The sequence below is a fragment of the Mesorhizobium sp. M7A.F.Ca.CA.002.15.2.1 genome (assembly GCF_003998715.1).
GTDB classification, from domain to species: Bacteria; Pseudomonadota; Alphaproteobacteria; order Rhizobiales; family Rhizobiaceae; genus Mesorhizobium; species Mesorhizobium ciceri.
On the sequence record NZ_RZPI01000773.1, the window covers coordinates 1 to 2,460 of the forward strand.

The following is a 2,460-nucleotide window of genomic DNA, read 5'->3' on the forward strand; positions in this document are numbered from 1 at the left end:
CCGCACTGGCGGGTTTTTTGTTTGATGCGCCGTCAGCCAACGCCCGGCGAAAGCTCCGAAGGAACCCTTTGACCCGAGTTCGTTGCACCATCTGCGAGCGGGCCGTCAGCCGCGACCTGCGCTCCTGAGAGCAGTTCAGAGTTGCCTGGACGCCCAGAAGTCGAGGCGGCTGTCGCGCAACTCGCAAATCGACTTCAGCCGTTCTTTTTCGACGAAACGGGCCATTCCGGAAAGAATACGGCCTGGCAGCGAAGGCCCGGCATAGATCATGCCGGTGTAGAGCTGCACCAGATCGGCACCCGCACGGATCTTGTCCAGCGCCGTATCGGCGGAATCGACGCCGCCGACGCCGACGATGGCAAGCTCCGGCCCGAGCAGTTTGCGCATCTTCGCCAGCACGATGGTCGAACGCTCGAACAGCGGCTTGCCGGAGAGCCCCCCGCTCTCGCGCGCGGTGTCGCCGCTGCGCAGTGGCGGTCGGGAGATGGTGGTGTTGGAGACGATGACGCCGTCCACCCGCTTTTCCGTGACTTCGGCGGCGATGTCCTCCAGCTCTGCCTCGACCAGATCCGGCGCGATCTTCAGGAACACCGGCGGCTGGGCGCTTGCCGCGGCGCGCGCTGCCATGACCCGCGACAAGAGCTCGCCAAGCTGCTCACGCGCCTGCATGTTGCGCAGGCCCGGCGTGTTGGGCGAGGAGATGTTGACGGTCAGATAGCTGGCGTATTGCGCAAACCGGGCGACGCCGCGCTCATAGTCGCCGATGCGGTCGCTGCTGTCCTTGTTGGCGCCGATGTTGACGCCGACGATGCCGCCACGCCCCTTGCGCGCGGCAAGGCGCTTTTCGGCCGCCGCATGGCCTTCATTGTTGAAGCCCAATCGGTTGATCACCGCATCGTCGGCCGTCAGCCGGAAAATGCGCGGCTTCGGATTGCCGGCCTGCGCCAGCGGCGTGATCGTGCCGACCTCGGCAAAGCCGAAGCCCAGGCCAAGCAGCGCGTCGGGCACTTCGGCGTTCTTGTCATAGCCGGCCGCCATGCCGAGCGGATTGGGAAAATCGAGGCCGCAGATGCTGACCGTCAGCCTGTGGTCGCGGATCGCTGGTGCACCAACCGGAACGCCGCATCGCAAGGCCGCGATCGACAGGCCATGCGCGGTTTCCGGATCGAAGGCGAACAGCAGCTTCTGGCCGAGCCGGTCGAGCACGCTCATTGCCCCTCCAGTGCCGGGAACTGGTGCACACCATCGGAGCCAAGCGGCAGTGGCCGGACCCACAGCACAGCCTTGAGGCCGAGCGGACCATAAAGATGCGGAAACAGCGCACCGCCGCGCGAGACCTCGTATCTCAGCGCAGCACCCAGGCTGGCGCCGTCGATGGCGACCAGCAGAAGGTCGGTCTGGCCGGCAAAGTGCTTTGCCGCCGTTTCCTTGACCTGCGCCGCCGTGGAGAAGTGGATGAAGCCGTCTGCGACATCAATCGGCGCGCCGGTGAAGCGGCCATGCGTTTCGGCCTCGCGCCAAAGCGCCTGCGGGGTTATCTTGTAGATAATCTGAGACATGGTTGCGCTATAGAGCAGTTCCAGGAAAAGTGTGAAACGGTTTTCCCGGGAAAAGCGCATAGCGCTTTCCCTTGGGAATTGCTTCAAAAGATTCCGAACCAGCCATTCGGGAAAGGCCACGCCAAGGGTCTTCCCCATTTCCGGCGCAAACATGCGATATCTGAGGCCTTTGCCATGGAGGACAACATGCGTCTGCAGCACATCTTGATCCCCGCCGCGCTCGTTTCGCTGGTCGCGGCTTCAGCTTATTCGGAAGAAACCGACCGCTACCGGCTGGAAAAGTCGGCCACCGGCTATATCCGCATGGACACCCAGACCGGCGCCATGTCGATCTGCGACGAACGCTCCGGCCAGCTCGTCTGCAAGATGGCGGCCGACGAACGCGCCGCTTTCCAGGACGAGGTCGACCGCTTGCAGACCTCGATGAAGGCGATGGACGAGCGCGTCACCAAGCTCGAGAATTCGCTCTCCGCCCGCCTCGAATCGAAACTGCCGAGCGAAGAGGATTTCAACAAGACGATGGGCTACATGGAGCGCTTCCTGCGCGGCTTCATGGGCATCGTCAGGGATATGGACAAGGACAACGGCGCCCAGCCCAATTCGCAGAAGACCTGAGCGTTTCAACCACGGGAGGCGGCGCACTGGCTTTGCCGCTTGAAAACAGCGCGCAGCCGCTCATAATCGTCCAGTTGAACCCGAAAAGCCAAAAATCATCGGGGATTCGGGGAGGGACATTTGCCGGCAGGCTATTCTTTCGTCATCGCCGACGATCACCCGCTGTTTCGCGGTGCGCTGCGCGAAGCGCTCGCCGGCATCGGCAATGTCGCCGCCATCCATGAAGCCGGCGATTTCGAGAGCGCCAAGGCGCTGGTCGTGGCCAACGAGGACGTCGATCTGGTGC

At 63.3% G+C, this 2,460-nt stretch carries 3 protein-coding genes and 1 pseudogene; 2 read left to right on the forward strand and 2 right to left on the reverse strand.

From position 1 onward, the window contains the following. Positions 1-135: 135 nt before the first annotated feature. Complete coding sequence (locus ENZ74_RS29035) at positions 136-1,212, reverse strand: quinone-dependent dihydroorotate dehydrogenase (RefSeq protein ID WP_063170027.1); 1,077 nt, start codon at positions 1,210-1,212, stop codon at positions 136-138. After that, a complete protein-coding gene (locus ENZ74_RS29040; protein ID WP_024503140.1) occupies positions 1,209-1,559 on the reverse strand; it encodes a DUF952 domain-containing protein in 351 nt (116 codons plus the stop codon). Before ENZ74_RS29040 ends, ENZ74_RS29035 begins: the two co-directional genes overlap by 4 nt. Positions 1,560-1,745: 186 nt before the next feature. Between ENZ74_RS29040 and ENZ74_RS29045 the strand changes: the two genes are divergently transcribed. Together ENZ74_RS29045 and ENZ74_RS35430 are read left to right on the forward strand one after the other, a co-directional pair. Then, positions 1,746-2,174, forward strand: a complete 429-nt coding sequence (locus tag ENZ74_RS29045; RefSeq protein ID WP_013533615.1) for a hypothetical protein — start codon at positions 1,746-1,748, stop codon at positions 2,172-2,174. Positions 2,175-2,294: 120 nt separating this feature from the next. Next, positions 2,295-2,460 (forward strand): annotated as a pseudogene (locus ENZ74_RS35430) (response regulator transcription factor); the annotation flags it as partial.

Excerpts from the sequence above, each read along its gene's own strand:
- ENZ74_RS29035 (WP_063170027.1), bottom strand. The coding sequence starts at position 1,212 with ATGAGCGTGCTCGACCGGCTCGGCCAGAAGCTGCTGTTCGCCTTCGAT.
- ENZ74_RS29040 (WP_024503140.1), bottom strand. The coding sequence starts at position 1,559 with ATGTCTCAGATTATCTACAAGATAACCCCGCAGGCGCTTTGGCGCGAG.
- ENZ74_RS29045 (WP_013533615.1), top strand. The coding sequence starts at position 1,746 with ATGCGTCTGCAGCACATCTTGATCCCCGCCGCGCTCGTTTCGCTGGTC.